The sequence below is a fragment of the Tsukamurella sp. 8F genome (assembly GCF_029167375.1).
GTDB lineage: Bacteria > Actinomycetota > Actinomycetes > Mycobacteriales > Mycobacteriaceae > Tsukamurella.
In genome coordinates this window covers 1-17,715 of sequence record NZ_JARFTP010000013.1, presented here as the reverse complement: position 1 = coordinate 17,715, position 17,715 = coordinate 1, and the positions used below count along the sequence as shown (strand labels likewise).

The window sequence follows — 17,715 nt, the reverse complement described above, 5'->3', positions numbered from 1 at the left end:
CCGTGACCCTTGACTCCGATTCGCCGTTCGACGTGACCGGGATCCGGCACTCGGGCAAGCACGATCTCGATCCCCGAGGCGGACAGTCCTCCGCCGTCGAGTCTTTCTCTCTGGACGACCGCTACACCCGCGAACAGGGCACGGTCTATCTCACAGGCATCCAGGCCCTGGTGCGCATGGTCCGCGACCGCGCCCGCCTCGATCGCCGCCAGAACCTCGCCACCGCCTCCCTGATCTCGGGCTATGAGGGCAGCCCCCTCGCCGGGTACGACCTCGAGATCGCACGGCGCATGAAATATCTGTCGGACTTCGACATCGTCCACCGGCCCGGCCTCAACGAGGAGCTCGCCGCGACGTCTGTGATGGGTTCGCAGGTCGCCGCCCAGGTCGCCCACCTCGGTGCGGGGCGCGACGGCGTCGTCGGCTACTGGTACGGCAAGGCACCGGGGCTCGACCGCGCGACGGACGCCCTGCGTCACGCCAACATCATCGGCACGCACCCCCGCGGCGGTGCCGTCGCGCTCGTCGGCGACGACCCGGGGGCCAAGAGCTCGTCCGTACCGTGTGCATCGGAGATGGCGCTGGCCGATCTCTACATGCCGATCCTCTACCCGGCCGACTCGCAGGACATCCTCGACCTCGGCGTCCACGCCGCGATCATGTCGCGAGTGTCGGGGCTGTGGACCTCGCTGAAGATCTCGGCCCATGTCGCGGACGGCGCGTCGACGGCCGACGTCCACCCGGATCGCATCCTGCCCGTTTACGGCGACCTTGGTACGAGCCCGCATGTGCCGAGCGGAAAGTTATTGGGCCCCAACCTTATGGAGCTCGAGCAGAACCAGCTCACCGTGCGCCTCCCGCGCGCGATGGAGTATGCCCGGATCAACCGGCTCAACCGCATCGTCGTCCGCTCGTCCGACGACCGCATCGGCATCGTGGCCGCCGGCAAGACCTACCTCGACGTGCGCGAGGGACTACGGCTCATCGGAGTCACAGACGCGGACCTGCATCGCCTCGGCATCCGCATCCTCAAGGTCGGCATGGTCTACCCCTTCGAGCGTGAGATCCTCAGCGAGTTCGTCCAGGGCCTCGACGAGGTCATCGTCGTAGAGGAGAAGCGCGACTTCATCGAGACGATGATGCGTGACATCCTCTTCCGTCGCCCGGACGCGCCGCGAATCGTCGGCAAGGCCAACGAGGACGGCTCCACACTGTTCTCGCGGTTCGGCGAACTCGATGTGGACGCCGTGTCGCGCGGCCTGGCGTCGCGGCTCGCCCGCGTCCACGGCGTGGCGTCGGCGCGCGTGTGGCTGGACGCAAAGGCGAAGGTACGCACCCGGATCGAGCTTCCGCTGGCAGTGCGCAGTCCGTACTTCTGCTCGGGTTGCCCGCACAACAGTTCCACCAAGGTCTCCGAGGACACCCTCGTCGGGGCGGGTATCGGATGCCACGCGATGGTCGTGCTCATGGACCCGCAGCAGGTCGGCACCATAACCGGCATCACCCAGATGGGCGGCGAGGGCGCGCAGTGGCTGGGCATGGCTCCGTTCGTGGATGAGAAGCACTTCGTCCAGAACCTCGGCGACGGCACGTTCATGCACTCGGGCAGCCTCGCGTTGCGCGCGGCTGTCGCGTCGGGCGAGAACGTCACCTACAAGCTGCTGTTCAACGGCACCGTCGCCATGACGGGCGGGCAGGACCCGGTCGGCCAGATGACGCTGCCGGAGATCACGCGCCTCATCCAGGCCGAGCGGGTGCAGAAGATCGTGGTCACGTCCGACGACCCGAAGCGCACCCGCAAGTCGGGCCTGCCCCACGGCGTCGAGGTCCGCGACCGCGCGGACACCCTCGACGTGCAGCGCGAGCTCGCGGGCATAGAGGGCGTCACCGTTCTGATCCACGATCAGCATTGCGCCGCGGAGAAGCGGCGCAAGCGCAAGCGCGGCGCGTTCCCTACGCCGAATCAGCGCGTCGTCATCAACGAGCGCCTGTGTGAGGGCTGCGGCGACTGCGGTGAGAAGAGCAACTGCCTGTCGGTCCACCCGGTCGAGACGGAGTACGGCCGTAAGACCCGAATCGACCAGAGTTCGTGCAACCTCGATTTCTCGTGCTTGAAGGGCGACTGCCCGTCGTTCGTGACGGTCACGCCGGGTGCGGGGCGTGTGGTGCGCTCGGTGCCGGCGATCGCGGCGGACGATGTCGCCGCCCCCGACGCGGTGCGGCGTACGAAGGACGGCTTCGCGATCCGCGTGACCGGTATCGGTGGTACGGGTGTCGTCACCGTCTCCCAGGTGCTGGCCACGGCGGCGGTCCTCGACGGCAACGTCGCCCGTACCGTCGATATGACGGGTCTCGCGCAGAAGGGCGGCGCCGTCGTGTCAGACATCAAGGTGTCGCGCGAACCCGTCGAGCAGGCCGCGAAAGTCGCGTCCGGCGACTGCGACGTGTACCTGTCGTGCGACGGCCTGGTCGGCGTCGACCCCATGAACCTCAAGGTCGCATCTCCCGAGCGGACGACGTCCGTGGTGTCCACGACCAAGATCCCGACGGGGGCCATGGTGATCGACACGTCCGTGGGGTACCCGGAGACGGCGCGCATCCACGACGCGATCGATCGGGCTTCGCTGCGCTCGGTCTACCTCGACCCGGGCGCGCTGGTGCAGTCGCTGTTCGGCGACGAGCAGTTCGCCAACATGCTCATGGTGGGCGCCGCCTACCAGACCGGTGCGCTGCCGATCTCTGCCGGATCCATCGAATCGGCGATCGAGCTGAACGGCGTCGCCGTGGACAAGAACCTGCAGGCGTTTCGTCGCGGCCGCCAGGCCGTCGCGGACCCTGCGGCCGTCACTGTGGCGATCGACGCGCTGCACTCCATCCCGGTAGCAGCGCCGCCGTCGGCGTTCGCGACAGGCCTCGCAGGCCGCCTCGCCGGGGCGTCGGAGGAACTCGCCGTCCTGGTCGCGCGTCGCGTCGACGAGTTGGTCGCCTACCAGAGCGAGGCCTACGCGCGGCGGTACGCCGAGGACGTCGCCCGCGTATTCGCTGCGGAGCGCCGCTGGGACAGTGAAGAACTCACCGCCGGGGTCGCGCAGTACCTGCACAAGCTGATGGCGTACAAGGACGAGTACGAGGTAGCGCGCCTGACACAGGACGCGGCGTTCGCACGGCAGGTCGCGGACGAGTTCGGCGCGGACGCGAAGAAGGCGATCCGCCTGCACCCGCCCACGCTGCGTGAGTTGGGAATGAAGAACAAGATGGCGCTCGGCGAGTGGGTCACGCCCGGCATGAAGGGGCTGGCGCGGATGAAGCGGCTGCGTGGCACCAGGCTGGATCCCTTCGGCCGCACCGAGATCCGTCGCACCGAGCGTGCGCTCGTCGACGAGTATCGGGATCTTCTCGACCGGATCGTCGCCGCGGTCCAGGCCGGTCGAATCGACGAGCGGCGGGCCGAGGTCGTGTCGTTGGCCGCGCTGCCGGACATGGTCCGCGGCTACGAGGGCGTCAAGATGGTGGGCGTTGCGAAGTACCGCGACGCCGTCGAGGCCGCGGTCACGCGTCTCGCCATCTGACGGCGAGACGGCAGCCGGAGCTGCTGCAGCCCAGCAGGAGGGCGGCCGGTGGGATCCCCGCCGACCGCCCTCTCACGTGCGGACGGCGCCATTCCCGACGCGCCGTGGCGCGGTCCTTGTATCGAACGCGTATTCGTCTACAGTTGCGGGTGTTCGACGCGGCGGAAACCTGTCGGTGGGCTGCTCTAGCGTCGGTGACACAGCACAGGACGAGCCGGCCACGGGGTCGGATCCAACGGAGCGGAGAACACCATGGCACCAGCGGCAGATCGCGACAAGGCTCTCGAACTGGCCCTGCAGCAGATCGACAAGAGCTACGGCAAGGGATCGGTCATGCGCCTCGGTGACGAGGTGCGCCAGCCCATCTCGGTAATCCCGACGGGATCGATCGCGCTGGACGTGGCGCTCGGCATCGGCGGGCTACCTCGCGGCCGTGTCGTCGAGATCTACGGTCCGGAGTCCTCGGGTAAGTCGACGTTGGCGCTGCACGCCGTCGCCAACGCGCAGGCGAACGGAGGTGTCGCGGCGTTCATCGACGCCGAGCACGCACTCGACCCGGACTATGCCGCCAAGCTCGGTGTAGACACGGATGCGCTGCTGGTCTCGCAGCCGGACACCGGTGAGCAGGCGCTGGAGATCGCGGACATGCTGATCCGCTCCGGCGCGCTCGACATCATCGTCATCGACTCCGTTGCGGCGCTGGTACCCAAGGCCGAGATCGAGGGGGAGATGGGCGACAGCCACGTCGGTCTGCAGGCTCGGCTGATGAGCCAGGCGCTGCGCAAGATGACGGGCGCGCTCAACAACTCGGGCACCACCGCGATCTTCATCAACCAGTTGCGCGAGAAGATCGGAGTCATGTTCGGCTCGCCCGAGACCACGACCGGTGGCAAGGCGCTCAAGTTCTACTCGTCCGTGCGCCTGGACGTGCGTCGTATCGAGACGCTCAAGGACGGCGCCGACGCGGTCGGCAACCGAACCCGCGTCAAGGTCGTGAAGAACAAGGTCTCGCCGCCGTTCAAGCAGGCCGAGTTCGACATGATCTACGGCCACGGCATCAGCAAGGAGGGATCGATCATCGACATGGGTGTCGCCGAGGGGTTCATCCGTAAGTCCGGCTCCTGGTACACCTACGACGGTGACCAACTGGGGCAGGGCAAGGAGAACGCCCGCAAGTTCCTGCTGGAGAACACCGATATCCGTGACGAGATCGAGAAGAAGATCAAGGAGAAGCTCGGCATCGGTGCCGACGTCACGGTAGACGCCGACGAGATCGCCCCGGCGCCCGTCGAATTCTGATGCACGTCGTGGGAGCGGGCGAGCGGTTCGCGCCCGCCGGCGACGACGACGCACCGGACTCTGACGACGCGATCGCCACGCAGTCCGACACACGCGCGGACCCCGTCGCCGACATGCGCTCGCGTCTCACTGCCCTCAGGCCGAAGACCGAGTTCGCGGCGAGCGAGAAAGTCCCCGAGGAGCCGGAGGCAGTGGGTGACACGCCCGCCGACCCCGAGGAGATCGCGCGGCGTGAGGGACAGGCACGCGACCTGGTCTACCGTGCGCTCGGCGCGCGGGACCACTCACGGGCAGAATTGCGCGCGAAGCTCGCGAAGCGGGGATTCGACGAGGATCTCGCAGAGCGAGTGCTCGCCAGGTTCGTGAACGCCGGTCTCGTGGATGACGCGATGTTCGCGCAGCGGTGGGTCGAGTCGCGGCACCGATATTCCGGCCGGGGCCGCCGCGCGCTCGCTATGGAGTTGCGCCGCAAGGGGATCGGCGACGCCGAGGCCGCCGAGGCGCTGCAACAGGTGACCCGTGACGACGAGCGTGAGCGAGCCGCCGAGCTCGTCGAGCGCAAGCTCGCACGGAAACAGGTGCCGGAGGATCGTGCGGAGTGCGACAGGCTGGTGCAGCGGCTCGTCGGGATGCTCGGGCGGCGTGGGTACCATCCATCACTCGCATTGTCGGTCGTGCTCGATGCGGTTCGCGTGTCGGCGGGCGGGGACGTCGACGCCGGGGATGCGCCGTGACGCACCTGCTCTTCTCCTACGGGACGCTGCAACTCCCCGCGGTACAGGCCGAGGTGTTCGGTGGATCGGTGCCGGGCGAGGGTGACGCAGTGATCGGATTCGTGTTGCGGAGGTTGACGATCGAGGATCCCAAGGTCGTCGCTCTCAGCGGTACCGCGGTCCATCCGGTGCTCGTACCTGCGCCGGATCCGGTCGCCCAGGTCGACGGCACCGCATTCACTCTGACCGACGCGCAACTCGCCGCAGCTGATGACTACGAGGTGGACGCCTATGTCCGCCGGCGGTTTCCGCTGCGGTCCGGGCGCGACGCCTGGGTCTACGTTCTGGCGGCCGACTAGGGACAGGTCGGGACGAGGGCAGGGCAGCGTATCAACTCGCCTCTCCATGTCGCACGGTGACGATCGGAAGGCGTAACGCGCCCGAGGCGTGCGCGGGGACGATGGGCGCTACCGGCGCCACGGGGGAGATGCGCCGGTAGCCCTCGGCCTGCGGCGCCCGCATATCGTTCTCTCCCTTGTTCGGCCACAGTGCTGCGGCGCGCTCGGCCTGCGCCGCGATCGTGAGCGAGGGGTTCACGCCAAGGTTCGCGGATACCGCGGATCCGTCCACGATGCTCAGCGTCGGGTACCCGTGTACCCGGTGATACGCGTCGATGACGCCGTGCTCGCGGTCCGCGCCGATCGCGCAACCTCCCAAGAAGTGTGCAGTCATCGGGATGTTGAAGACCTCGCCCCACGTACCGGCGGGTACCCCGTCGACCTTCTGCGAGATGCGGCGGGTCGCCTCGTTGCCGAGGGGGATCCAGGTCGGGTTGGGCTCTCCGTGGCCCTGACGGCTCGACAGGTGCCGCCCGAACGGGCCGCGCTTCGTGAACGTGGTGATCGAGTTGTCCAGCGACTGCATGACGAGGGCGATCACCGTACGTTCGCTCCAGCCCTTGACGAACAGGACGCGAGCCAGGTCGACCGGGTGTCGCGCGGCGGTTCCGAGGAATCGCAGCCAGCGCGGCGTACGGCCGCCGCCGTCGGTCATGAGCGTCTGCAGCACGCCCATCGCATTCGATCCCTTCCCGTATCGCACGGGCTCGACATGCGTGTCCGGGCTCGGGTAGAAGGACGATGTGATCGCGACGCCGCGCGTGAGGTCCAGATCGGGGTCGATGCTGTAGCGGACGGCCGACAGGATCGACTCGGAGTTCGTGCGGGTGAGGCGTCCCAGCGCGTCGGACAGCTTCGGCAGCGCTCCGGTGTCCTTGAGCGAGTGCAGCAGGTTCTGCGTGCCCCACGTGCCCGCGGCGAGTACCACGTGCCGCGCGGTGAGCGTGTGCCGGTGACGCTTCAGCCGCGAGCCCGTGCGCTTGGTCGTCACCTCCCACACACCGTCGCCGCGCTCATGCAGGCCGATGACCGTAGTCATGGGGACGATCTCGGCGCCGCCCCGCTCGGCAAGCGCGAGGTAGGTCTTGAGCAGCGTGTTCTTGGCCCCATGGCGACATCCGGTCATGCACTCGCCGCATTCGATGCAGCCGGTACGGTCCGGCCCGACGCCACCGAAATAGGGGTCGGGCGCCGTCTCGCCTGGTTCACCGAAGTACACGCCGACGGGCGTCTGGATGAAGGTGTCGCCCACGCCCATGTCGTCGGCGACGGCTTTGATGATCTCGTCAGACGGCGTCATATGCGGGTTCCGCACCACGCCCAGCATGCGGCGCGCTTGGTCGTAGTACGGCGAGAGTTCGTCGTGCCAATCGGTTATCGAACTCCACTGCGGGTCCTCGAAGAACGGTGCCGGGGGCTTGTAGAGGGTGTTGGCGTAATTGAGGGAGCCGCCGCCCACGCCTGCGCCGGCCAGAATGACGCAGTCCCGGAGCAGGTGGATGCGCTGGATGCCGTACGAACCGAGCGCCGGAGCCCAGACGAACTTCTTGACATCCCAGCTGGTCTTCGCGAACTCGGCGTCGCGGAATCGGCGTCCAGCCTCGAGGACGCCCACGCGGTAGCCCTTCTCGGTGAGGCGGAGCGCGGTGACGCTGCCGCCGAAGCCCGAACCGACTACGAGCACATCGAAGTCGGTGTCGGGCGGGGCGGCGTGGGTGTGCGGGGCTGGCATGGGTGTCCCTCTCGGAGCTGGCGGCTGTCGTTTTACATCTATCGCTGAGATGTAAAGTATTTTACAGATAACATAGATATGTCAAGAGCCCGACGGATATCGCCCGAATGTAAAGTAGTGGCGTGACCGAGACGGGATTCCACACCGAGATGCGGGCGATGCTGCGGAAACGGGTTCTCGACGTCGCCCGCGAGTCGGTATGCGAAAGCGGCTGGAACGCCGTGAACATGTCGCAGGTCGCACGGCGCGTCGAAGTCAGCCGGCCCACGCTGTACCACGCGGTCGGCACCCGCCGGGATCTTGCGATAGCGCTAGTCGAGCACGAGACCGACGAGTTCCTCGCGGGCGTGGCAGGGAAGCTGGACGAGCATCCCGACGACGCGGTCGCCGGGCTCGTGGCCGCCGCCGAGTTCACACTGCACGCCGGCGCCGACAACGCCTTGCTGCGGATGATCCTGGCGGGGGAGCCGCACACCGCCGACGGTCTGCTGCCGCTGGTCGCGACGGAGACCGAGCCCGTGCTGGCGCGTGCAGTCGACCGCATGCAGCGGGAGTTGAGTGAACGCTACGGGCCGGTGCCCGACGAGGCGGTGGCGCCCGTCCTCTCCGAGACCTTCGTCCGCCTCACCCTGAGCCACCTCCTGCAACCCCGAGGATCGGCCGATGTCGCCGTTCGGCAGATCGCGACCGTAGTGGCCGCCCTTGCCGGCGGCGTACCGTCAGCCGACGGGGATCGCCGCAACGGTGCCGAACGCGTCGAGCACGCGCAGCGCGAGCTCGGTATAGATCCGCCGGGACGCAATCGGATGGCCTAGCACCTCCTCGGCCTGGCGCAGCCGGTAACGCACGGTATTCGGATGCACCGTCATCGCCTCCGCGGTATCCCGAGCACTGGCGCCGTGAGCGAGGTAGCAAAGCACGGTCTCGCGGATCCGCAGCGAGCTCTCGTCATCGGCGGCCAGCATCCCCAGCTCGCGCCGTACCAAGCCCGGGACAGCCGAGCGACCTATGAGCCCTGTTGCGATGCAGGCGATCTCGACATCCGCGTAGCTGCGCATGGCCCGCGGCGTCTCGAGTGGAGACGTGCCTGCCCCCGCCGGCCGTGCGGCATGCGCGTCGAGCGACTGCGCCGCGACCGCCTCACGGTGCGATCGGACGAAACCTTCGGGTCCGACCCCCGGGCGGCCGGCCGCGACCCGGACACCGGGCGGCACGTCCGCCGGGGCCAGCGGCGCACCCGTCGCGATCCAGAGCCACAGCGCGCGTGTACCGGCTCGCACCGCCAGGCGGCCGTCCGCGCGCGTGGCGTCGGCGACGGCTGCTCCAGCGCGAGTCAGGATCGTGCCCGCATCGTCGTCGCCGGCACCGTCGGCGATCGAAACGACGTAGGCCGTGTGCGTGCCGCGCAGGCGGTAGCCGAGATCGTGCGCCGCCGCGTCGGCGTCGAGGGCGTCGCCATCGAGGAGCGCCCGCACTGTCCTCATCCGTCGCTGCGCGGTCGCGAGGTCGATCGCGACGCGCTCTGCGTCGAACGTGTCGATCACGTGCGCGACCGTGTGGTCCAGCCACTGTGACGCGCGTTCCCAGAACTGGATGAGCACCGCTGCACGCAGGTCCGCAGCCGGGATCCGTTCGTCCAGCAGTGCGGTGAAGTAGTCCCAAACGCAGCGTTGGCCGGTGCGGTACGCGGCGAGGAGGAATCCGACGTCGTGACCCCGGCGGATGACGGTCCGCATGAGGTCCAGTGCCTCTACCGGCACGCCTGGCTCGAACGACTCCCGCCCCAGGTGCACGAGGAAGTCCCGCCAATGGCCGCGGGTGCAGGCGTGCAGGTCTCGCCGCAACGATTCGTCGGCCCCGAACTCCGGGAAGTCCGTGATTATGCCGGCATCGATGCGGTGTGCGAGGGCGTCCGGGCCGCCGTCGGCATCGACGTCGCGGTAGAACTCGGCGAGCCAGGCGGTAGCCGGATCCACGATTCACCTCCGCGTTGTTCAGGGGGACAGGGCGTTACGTGATCGTTGTCACGCGCGCCCAAGAGAATGATGGGCAGCGTAGCGGACTCTGAACACCGATCCCAAGGAAGGCCACAGGATTCGGCCCACCAAAGCTCGGCGCGGCCCGGCCCGGCCACGTCCCGGAGGAGTTCTCTGCATGACCGACGACACCCTGTCCGATCACGTTCGTCCCGCGTCCAGACCGTCGTTGTTCGCGGTCTTGCGACGTAACTTCTCGGTCACTGTCGCCGACTCGCTACGTACGGTGGGGCGGAGCGTCCGCATGTTGGCAACAACCATCGTCGCGATGATCGAGGACGTCGTAAGGCTGCGGCTGCAGTGGAAGGAGCTGTTCTTCCAGGCGTGGTTCATGATCAGCGTGACGACCCTGCCCGCGGTGCTCATCGCGATCCCGTTCGGGGTCGTGATGGCGATCCAGGTCGGCAACATCCTGGATCAGCTCGGCGCGCAGGGACTCGCGGGCGCGGCGTCGGGGCTCAGCATCATCGCACAGGCGTCGCCGATCGCCACGGGTCTACTGCTCGGCGGAGCCGGGGCCTCCGCCATCGCGGCGGACCTCGGCGCGCGCACCATTCGGGAGGAGACGGATGCGATGCGCGTCATGGGAATCAATCCGATCAACCGGCTGGTCGTACCCCGACTGCTCGCTGCGTGGATCGTCGCCCCGATGCTCAACATCCTGATCACCATCGTCGCCGTGATGTCGGCGTACCTCGTGGCGGCGGGCGCGCAGAACGTCACACCGGGATCGTTCTGGCTGACGTTCGGAGCATTCGCGCGGCCCGTCGACCTGTACATCGCGCTGGCGAAGGCGGTGATCTTCGGGACGATCATCGCCATCGTCGGCTGTCAGCGAGGGCTCGAGGCGCGGGGTGGATCGCGTGGAGTCGCAGACGCCGTGAATGCCACCGTCGTCCTGTCGGTGGTACTCATCTTCACGGTGAACCTCGCGATTGCTCAGGTGGCGTCGATGTTCTGGCCGACGCAGGTCGGCTGACCCGGCCTTGCCGAGGCACGGGCTCGACGAAGCCGAACGCCCGGGGAGCGGGCTCCACCGGGCGTTCGGGGCATGATCGTCAGTGCCGTCGGCGCTCACGCAGTCTGCGTTCGAGCCAGCGCGCGAACCAGGACAGCGTGTAGTTGATCAGGATCATCAGAACGGCGATCACGACGAGCGACTGGAGGTAGTTGCCCCGGAACGCGAAACCGGTCTGATAGCCCGCCCGGACCACCTCGACGTAGCCGATCTGGTAGCCGAGCGCAGAGTCCTTGAGGGCGACCACCATCTGCGAGACGAGTGCGGGCAGCATCGCCGTGACGGCCTGGGGGAGCAGGATCAAGCGCATGGCGCCGCCCTTGCGGAAGCCCAGCGCAGATGCGGCCTCCAGCTGTCCCTTGGGGAGCGAATTGATGCCGGACCGCAGGATCTCGGCGATGACCGATCCGTTGTACATCGTCAGACCGAACACCACCGCTGCCAGCGCGAGCTGCGCCGAGGGGAACACGGCGTACTTCGCGAACAGGAAGTACGCGAAGATCATCAGGATCAGCACGGGGATCGCGCGGAAGAGCTCGACGACCGTGCCTGCGAGGATCCGCACCCAGCGGTGGTCGGAGAGGCGCCCGAGTCCGAGCACGGTGCCGATCACGAGTGCGAACACGATCGACAGCACGGCCGCCAACAGCGTGCCCATCAGACCAGGCAGGATGTATGTCGTCCACGCCTGCGTATGCACGAAGGGCGACCACATATCCCACGCGAAGTGACCGTTGTCGGCCAGCTTCTTCACGACGAGAACGACGATCGCCGCCAGTACGACGACGAAGGCGACGGCGGTCACCCGGTCCCGTGCACGGCCGCGGGGGCCGCGCGCGTCGAACAGCACGGTCGAGGTCTCGGCCGCCTTGGGCTTGCGTGGCGCCTTCTTCTCCGACGTATCGGTCGTGGTCATCGTCGCACCGCCCAACGGTTTCCGAGGTATGTGAACAGGACGCCGACCGGCAGGGTCAGGATGACGAAGCCGAGCGCGATGATCCCGAATATCTGGAACAGGGCGTCGGCGTGCGTCTCGATCATCGACTTCATGAGCAGCGACGCCTCTGCCACGCCGATGACCGAGGCGATGGTCGTGTTCTTCGTGAGCGCGATGAGCACGCTACCCAACGGCCCGATCACCGCGCGGAAAGCCTGCGGCAGGATGATCATCCGCAACACCTGTAGGAACGGCAGGCCCAGCGCACGCGCGGCCTCCGCCTGTCCCACCGGAACGGTGTTGAAGCCCGAGCGCAGCGTCTCGCACACGAACGCCGACGTGTAGACGATGAACGCGAGTACTGCGAGGCGGAAGTTGTTGTTCTTCGTGAAGTCGGGCCCTTCGCCGGCGAGGGCGAGGCTCAGGTTGATGTACAGGCCCATCGAGCAGAACAGCACGATGAGCGTGAGCGGCGTGTTCCGGACCACGTTGACGTACGTCGTGGCGAACCAGCGCATGATCGGCACGGGCCCGACTGCCATGCCCGCGAGCACAGTGCCCCATATCAGAGCGCCGATGGCGGAGAGCACAGTGAGCTTGATGGTCATCCAGAAGGCCGGCAGCAACTGCGGGCCGAGGTCACTCCACATCCGTCACACTCCTTCGCACGGTGTCGAGGCGGAATCGAGGAAGGAAAGGTCGCCGACCGGGGGCTTGAACTGCTCGAAACCGCCCGCGCGCGCGATCAGCCGGTCCACCTCGGTGGTGCCGAGCGCCTTGCGCAACGCCTGCTCCCATGCGCCCGACGAGATCATGTCGTTCAGCGCCGAGTCGAGTGCGTCGCGAGACGGTTTGTCACCCTTCGAGAGACCGATGCCGTAACGCTCGGTGGAGAACGGCGACCCCGCCTTCTTGAGTACGCCCTTGACGCAGGCGTCCTTCGGGTAGGTCATGTCGACCACCTGGAACTCGCCCGGGTACATCTGCGCGAATCCGGCGAGGATGGTCTCGTCCGTGGTGAGCGCATCCACCTTGCTGCGATGCAGCGCCTCGACGCACGTCGAGTAGGTGTCGAACTCCTGTAGCTGTACTCCCGGGAGCTGCGCCTTCACGTTCTGCGCAGACGTCGAACCCGTCACGGAGCACAGCTTCTTGCCCTTGTTGAGGTCCGTGAGGGATTGCAGGTCGTGATCGTCGGCTCGCACCAGCAGGCCCTGCCGGATCACCAGGTAGGGACCGGCGAAGTCGACCTTCTTGGAGCGGGCGGCGTTGATCGAGTAGGTCGCGGCGATGATGTCGACCTCGCCGTTGCCGATCAGCGTCTCGCGCTGCGCGGACGGCGTCTCACGCCACTTGATCTTCGGGTGCTTCCAGCCGTTCTTGTCGGCGATGCGGTCGACGACGTACCGCAGCACGTCGACATCGAAACCGGTCATGGACTTGTCTGGATTGCGCATGCCCAGGCCCGGCTGATCGTACTTGGTGCCGAGGATGACATTGCCGTGCCGGATCGACGACAGCAGATCGCGCGGGGAGGTGCTGCCGCACGCCGTGAGCAGGGTCGCGAGCAGCGCTAGCGCGACGGCCAGGACCGAGGCGGCCCGCGCGGATGATCGGGGAGTCTGCACAGGTTCCCCCTAGTGTCCGAGGATCTTGCCGAGGAAGTCCTTGGCACGGCCCGACTTCGGCGCGGTGAAGAAGGTCTCAGGTTCGGTGTCCTCGACGATCGTCCCGTCCGCCATGAACAGGATCCGGTCCGCGGCCTTACGCGCGAAGCCCATCTCGTGCGTCACGCAGACCATGGTCATACCCTCTTTCGCGAGACCCACCATCACGTCGAGGACCTCGTTGACCATCTCCGGGTCGAGGGCCGACGTCGGCTCGTCGAACAACATCACCTTCGGGTCCATCGCGAGAGCGCGGGCGATGGCCACGCGCTGCTGCTGACCGCCCGACAGCTGCGCGGGCATCTTCTCGGCCTGCGTTGCGATGCCGACACGCTCGAGCAACTCCATGCCGCGCTTGCGTGCGGCGTCGGAGGACACCTTGCGCACCTTCATCGGTGCGAGGGTCACGTTGTCGATGATCGACTTGTGCGGGAACAGATTGAACGACTGGAAGACCATCCCGACGTCGGCGCGGAGTGCGGCCAGGGCTCGCCCCTCCGCGGGGAGCACCCTGCCGTCTATGCGGATCTCGCCCGCGTCGATCGGCTCCAGCCGGTTGATGGTGCGGCACAGGGTCGACTTGCCGGACCCCGACGGTCCCAGCATGACGACCACCTGTCCGCGTGGGACGGTGAGGTCGATGTCCTTGAGGACGTGCAGTTCTCCGAAAAACTTGTCGACGGAACGGATCTCGATCATCGGTGTGGATCCGCCCGGTGCGGAGCCGGGTTCGGCGGGACTGGTCATGGCGGTCAGCCTATTCGGACACAGGGGCGTTTATTGCACAACCAGTCCAATCGGTGTGTAAGGATCCGGTAAAGGCTGCGCGCGCCTGTGTTCGCGGGGACGATTTGCCGCCGTCGATATCCTGGGGAACATGACCTCACCCGCCAGCCAGCGCACCTATGAGGTGCGCACATACGGGTGCCAGATGAACGTCCACGACTCGGAGCGCCTCTCGGGGCTGCTCGAGGACGCGGGGTACGTGCGAGCCGACGGTGGCGAGCAGGCGGACCTCGTGGTCTTCAACACGTGTGCCGTCCGCGAGAACGCCGACAACAAGCTGTACGGCAACCTCAGCCACCTGGCGCCGATCAAGAAGCAGCGCCCCGGCATGCAGATCGCGGTGGGCGGATGCCTAGCGCAGAAGGACAAGGGCACCGTCGTCTCCAAGGCGCCGTGGGTCGACGTCGTGTTCGGAACGCACAACATCGGCTCCCTGCCTGCGTTGCTGGATCGCGCTCGGCACAATCGCCGGGCCGAGGTCGAGATCAAAGAGGCACTCGAGGCCTTCCCGTCGACGCTGCCCGCGCGCCGCGAGAGCGCTTATTCGGGCTGGGTCTCCATCTCGGTGGGATGCAATAACACGTGCACGTTCTGCATCGTCCCGGCGCTGCGCGGTAAGGAGGTCGACCGGCGCCCCGGCGACGTCCTCGCCGAGGTGCAGGCGCTCGCCGACCAGGGCGTCCTCGAGGTCACCCTGCTCGGGCAGAACGTGAACGCGTACGGTGTGAACTTCGCCGATCCCGAGATGCCCCGCGACCGCACGGCGTTCAGTGCGCTGCTGCGGGCGTGCGGGGGCGTAGAAGGCCTGGAGCGGGTGCGATTCACCAGCCCGCACCCCGCAGAATTCACCGATGACGTCATCGACGCCATGGCCGAGACGCCTAACGTCTGTCCGCAACTGCACATGCCGTTGCAGTCCGGCTCGGACCGCGTACTGAAGGCGATGCGGCGGAGCTATCGCAGCGCCAAGTTCCTCGGGATCCTGGAGAAGGTACGCGACCGCATTCCCGATGCCGCGATCACGACCGACATCATCGTCGGTTTCCCAGGCGAGACCGAGGAGGACTTCCAGGCCACGCTCGACGTCGTCGAGCGTGCCAGGTTCTCTAGTGCCTTCACATTCCAGTACTCCATCCGGCCCGGTACACCGGCCGCCGATCTACCCGAGCAACTCCCGAAGGCGGTCGTGCAGGAGCGCTACGACCGGCTCATCGCTCTGCAGGAGCGGATCACGCTGGAGGAGAACCGCAAGCGGATCGGCCGTACGGTCGAACTGCTGGTCGCGGCGGGTGAGGGTCGCAAGGACGGCGAGACCGGGCGCATGTCCGGCCGCGCACGTGACGGACGTCTGGTCCACTTCGCTGCGCGTCCGGCCTCCGGGATCCGGCCGGGCGATGTCGTCACCACCGTCGTCACCGCTGCGGCACCGCACCATCTCGTCGCCGACGGTGGCGTGCTCACGCACCGGCGCACCCGCGCGGGCGACAACTACGAGGCGGAGATCACGCCGACCACTGCCCCGGTCGGGGGCGAGCGTGATGACGGCGGACTCGGGCGGGTGGGCCTAGGCCTTCCCGCTATCGGTCGCCCGGCCGGGTCGGCCGAGCCGGCGGGCTGCTCGACCGGCTGCTCCTGACGCGAGGATGATGGACCCATGAGCGAATCCGAACTGGACCGGCTGCGTGCCGAGGTCGACGCCAGCGAGAAGAGGGTGGCCGGCGAGATCGAGGCCGGGCCGACGCTGATCGTTGCGGCCGTGGGCGTGCTCGTGGTCATCGGTGCGCTGCTGTTGCCGCACACCCGCGGGGCGACGGGGATCGCGATCCTCACATCGGCTCCGCACACCGACGCCGCATCGATCGTGGTGGTCTCCCGGGTGTTCCTGTGGCTGTCCGTGCTGTTCGGCGTGGTCGCGTCCGGCGCGGCGATCCTCACGCGCCGCTGGGTGTTCGCGCTCATCGCCGCGGCGGGTTGCTCGGTGGGCTGCTTCTTCGGCCTGCTGTCCGTGTGGTCGCGGCACACGCCTGGTCTGCACGGCGAGCCGCCGTCGGGCGTGGGCGTGGGACTCCTGCTCGGATGGCTTGCGCTCGCGGTTCTCGCGGTGGCGTGGATCCGCGTCGTGTGGTCGCGCACGAGCTTGATGGCCTCGGTCGAGGCGCAGCGCCGCGAGGCTGTGCAGGAGTGGGAGGAGATCACCCGCACCCGATACACGGGCGAGATCACGCCGCGCAATATCCACCCGCAGACCGCGCGCCCCGAACCGGACGAGGAGTAGCCACTACCGGACGGGCGCCGGACGCCTCGCGCAGCGGGCGATCCCGAACCTCAGCGGTCCTCGACCGCGTGTTCTGCCGCGTCTGCCCATTCGCGCCACTGCTGCGCCTGTTCCCGTAGCCGCACGGCGTCTTTGGCCTTGCCGCTCTTCTCCGCCTTCTCCGCCTGCTCCTCGAACTGCTCGACGCGGGCGCGGAACTGCGCGGCCCGCGCGGTGGCCTCCGGGTCCGATCGCCGCCACTGGGTCTCGTCGGCGGACTTGACCTTCTTCTCCAGCGCGCGGATACCGGCCTCGAGCGAGCCCATCTGGTCGCGGGGGACCTTGCCGATCACCTCCCAGCGGTCCTGCAACTCGCGCAGGGCGGCCTTCGCGGCGGTCAGGTTCGACGGATCGATCCGCGGCCCGTACTCGTCGAGCAGGGCCTGCTTCGCCTTGCCGTTCTCGGCGAACTCGGCGTCGCGCTCGCTCGCGGCCGCGTTGCGTGCGGCGAAGAACTCGTCCTGCACGGCCTTGAACCGCGCCCACAGCGCGTCGTCCGTATCGCGGGGCGCGCGGCCGGCAGCCTTCCAGCGCGCGAGCAGGTCGCGGAACTTCGCGGAGGTCTCGCTCCACGTGGTCTCGTGCTTGATCGCCTCGGCCTCGGCGATCAGCTCCTCCTTGCGGTTCTTCGCGCCGGCCCGCTCACGATCGAGTTCGGCGAAATGCGCACCGCGCCGCTTGTTGAAGGCCTCACGGGCCTTGGAGTAGCGGCGCCACAGGGCGTCGTCGGTCTTGCGGTCCAGGCCCTTGACGGTCTTCCACTCCTCCAGCAGGGCACGCATGCGGTCGCCGGCGACTTTCCACTGGGTGGACTCGGCGGCGATCTGCTCGGCCTCGGTGGCGAGTGCCTCCTTACGCGCGAGCGCCTCGGCTCGCCGCTTCTCCCGGTCGGCGGTCGCGGTGACTATCGCGGTCTCGGCGCCGGTCAGCAGGGCTCCGACGCGGGACGCCAGCTCGTCCAGGTCGCCGACGACGGCGGCCGTCGGAAGTGCCTCCGCGATCATCTGCGCCGCGGCTCGGGTCTTGCGCGGATCACCGGTACCGGTGGCGAGGCGCTCCTCCAGCACCTCGACCTCGGTCGCCAACTCGTCGTACTTGCGCGCGAAGTGTGCGAGGCCTTCGGCGGACTCGCCTGCCTGCCACGACCCGACGGCGCGCTCACCGCCCGACGTGATCACATACACCGTGCCGTCGTCAGCCACCCGGCCGAACTTGGCCGGGTCCGAATGCGGGTGGGGCGGCACGA

At 67.9% G+C, this 17,715-nt stretch carries 15 protein-coding genes; 8 read left to right on the top strand and 7 right to left on the bottom strand.

Features of this window, described 5'->3' with window-relative positions; translation table 11 throughout:
• Positions 1-2: 2 nt before the first annotated feature.
• The 4 genes from P0W64_RS11895 to P0W64_RS11880 all read left to right on the top strand — a co-directional run bounded on the left by P0W64_RS11895 (position 3) and on the right by P0W64_RS11880 (position 5,940).
• Positions 3-3,569 (top strand): indolepyruvate ferredoxin oxidoreductase family protein, encoded by a 3,567-nt coding sequence (locus tag P0W64_RS11895; protein WP_275480333.1) that lies wholly within the window; start codon positions 3-5, stop codon positions 3,567-3,569.
• Positions 3,570-3,821: 252 nt separating this feature from the next.
• Positions 3,822-4,868, top strand: a complete 1,047-nt coding sequence (gene recA / locus P0W64_RS11890; protein WP_275480332.1) for a recombinase RecA — start codon at positions 3,822-3,824, stop codon at positions 4,866-4,868.
• The gene (locus P0W64_RS11885) at positions 4,868-5,602 is read left to right on the top strand and encodes a regulatory protein RecX (protein ID WP_275480331.1); all 735 of its coding nucleotides are present in this window, start codon (positions 4,868-4,870) and stop codon (positions 5,600-5,602) included. The genes recA and P0W64_RS11885 overlap by 1 nt, the downstream gene beginning before the upstream one ends.
• The gene (locus P0W64_RS11880) at positions 5,599-5,940 is read left to right on the top strand and encodes a gamma-glutamylcyclotransferase family protein (protein ID WP_275480330.1); all 342 of its coding nucleotides are present in this window, start codon (positions 5,599-5,601) and stop codon (positions 5,938-5,940) included. The genes P0W64_RS11885 and P0W64_RS11880 overlap by 4 nt, the downstream gene beginning before the upstream one ends.
• Positions 5,941-5,971: 31 nt before the next feature.
• Here the strand turns inward: P0W64_RS11880 and P0W64_RS11875 are convergent, their stop codons facing one another.
• Positions 5,972-7,711, bottom strand: coding sequence for a GMC family oxidoreductase (locus P0W64_RS11875; RefSeq protein ID WP_275480329.1), 1,740 nt, complete (start codon positions 7,709-7,711; stop codon positions 5,972-5,974).
• Between the two features lie 122 nt (positions 7,712-7,833).
• Here P0W64_RS11875 and P0W64_RS11870 point away from each other — a divergent pair, with 122 nt between their 5' ends.
• Entirely contained in the window at positions 7,834-8,526 is a 693-nt protein-coding gene (locus P0W64_RS11870; RefSeq protein WP_275480328.1) for a TetR family transcriptional regulator, read from the top strand.
• Here the strand turns inward: P0W64_RS11870 and P0W64_RS11865 are convergent.
• The gene (locus P0W64_RS11865) at positions 8,431-9,687 is read right to left on the bottom strand and encodes a PucR family transcriptional regulator (protein WP_275480327.1); all 1,257 of its coding nucleotides are present in this window, start codon (positions 9,685-9,687) and stop codon (positions 8,431-8,433) included. The genes P0W64_RS11870 and P0W64_RS11865 overlap by 96 nt on opposite strands.
• A 178-nt stretch (positions 9,688-9,865) precedes the next feature.
• On the opposite strand from P0W64_RS11865, the gene P0W64_RS11860 reads away from it, so the two are divergent.
• Positions 9,866-10,726: an ABC transporter permease gene (locus P0W64_RS11860; protein WP_275480326.1), complete on the top strand. Its 861-nt coding sequence runs from the start codon at positions 9,866-9,868 to the stop codon at positions 10,724-10,726.
• 79 nt (positions 10,727-10,805) lie between these two features.
• Here P0W64_RS11860 and P0W64_RS11855 read toward each other — a convergent pair whose 3' ends face one another.
• From P0W64_RS11855 to P0W64_RS11840, 4 genes are read right to left on the bottom strand one after another with little or no spacing between them, the layout of a single operon-like run.
• The gene (locus P0W64_RS11855) at positions 10,806-11,681 is read right to left on the bottom strand and encodes an amino acid ABC transporter permease (protein WP_275480325.1); all 876 of its coding nucleotides are present in this window, start codon (positions 11,679-11,681) and stop codon (positions 10,806-10,808) included.
• Entirely contained in the window at positions 11,678-12,352 is a 675-nt protein-coding gene (locus tag P0W64_RS11850) for an amino acid ABC transporter permease (RefSeq protein ID WP_275480324.1), read from the bottom strand. Before P0W64_RS11850 ends, P0W64_RS11855 begins: the two co-directional genes overlap by 4 nt.
• 3 nt (positions 12,353-12,355) lie before the next feature.
• Complete coding sequence (locus P0W64_RS11845) at positions 12,356-13,330, bottom strand: glutamate ABC transporter substrate-binding protein (protein ID WP_275480323.1); 975 nt, start codon at positions 13,328-13,330, stop codon at positions 12,356-12,358.
• A gap of 9 nt (positions 13,331-13,339) precedes the next feature.
• Positions 13,340-14,068, bottom strand: a complete 729-nt coding sequence (locus tag P0W64_RS11840) for an amino acid ABC transporter ATP-binding protein (RefSeq protein WP_275480441.1) — start codon at positions 14,066-14,068, stop codon at positions 13,340-13,342.
• 178 nt (positions 14,069-14,246) lie between these two features.
• Between P0W64_RS11840 and miaB the strand changes: the two genes are divergently transcribed.
• Together miaB and P0W64_RS11830 are read left to right on the top strand one after the other, a co-directional pair.
• Positions 14,247-15,791: a tRNA (N6-isopentenyl adenosine(37)-C2)-methylthiotransferase MiaB gene (gene miaB, locus P0W64_RS11835; protein WP_275480322.1), complete on the top strand. Its 1,545-nt coding sequence runs from the start codon at positions 14,247-14,249 to the stop codon at positions 15,789-15,791.
• Positions 15,792-15,809: 18 nt separating this feature from the next.
• Positions 15,810-16,430, top strand: coding sequence for a hypothetical protein (locus P0W64_RS11830; RefSeq protein WP_275480321.1), 621 nt, complete (start codon positions 15,810-15,812; stop codon positions 16,428-16,430).
• Positions 16,431-16,480: 50 nt separating this feature from the next.
• On the opposite strand, the gene P0W64_RS11825 is transcribed toward P0W64_RS11830, so the two are convergent.
• Positions 16,481-17,713 carry a DUF349 domain-containing protein gene (locus tag P0W64_RS11825; RefSeq protein ID WP_275480320.1) on the bottom strand — a complete coding sequence of 411 codons (1,233 nt, stop codon included), beginning with the start codon at positions 17,711-17,713 and terminating at the stop codon, positions 16,481-16,483.
• Positions 17,714-17,715: the final 2 nt, after the last annotated feature.